Here is a 512-nt window from a genome sequence, read left to right on the forward strand (position 1 = left end):
GTAGTAATTTGTCATCGCAGACCTATTTATTGTTGTATTTTAATGAAATATCTAAGAACCTGATCCGGTTCTATTATAAAACTTGCTATTCCATAAAATTTGCAAGTAAAAAGAAAGTATACGCATTATGAAGCTGACTGATAAGTCATGTTTTCATCAAGTTGTTATAAAGGAAGAAGTCATGTCATCGTTTAAAACTCGTTGCCCATCTTGTGGCGGTTTAAATCGTGTCCCTAATGAGCGTGTTGCAGAATCTGCAACGTGCGGTAAATGTAAGAGCCCGCTTTTAGATGGCGCGCCTATTGAAGGTACACTCGATAACTTTTCTGCACTATTAGAAAGCTCAACGCCAGTTGTTGTCGATTTTTGGGCTCCATGGTGCAATCCGTGCGTCGGCTTTGCTCCTGTTTTCTCGGATGTCGCGCAAGAACAAGCCGGAACGGCTCGTTTTGTAAAGATTGATACTGAAGCCCAGCAACAGCTTGCGGCGCAGTTTGGTATTCGCAGCATTC

At 42.0% G+C, this 512-nt stretch carries 1 protein-coding gene; it reads left to right on the plus strand.

What is annotated here, in order from left to right:
- Nucleotides 1-181: 181 nt before the first annotated feature.
- Nucleotides 182-512 (plus strand): thioredoxin TrxC (gene trxC / locus R7040_RS30080; RefSeq protein ID WP_318098138.1); only part of this gene is annotated, 331 nt, incomplete at its 3' end.

This window comes from Vibrio sp. 1069 (assembly GCF_033340555.1).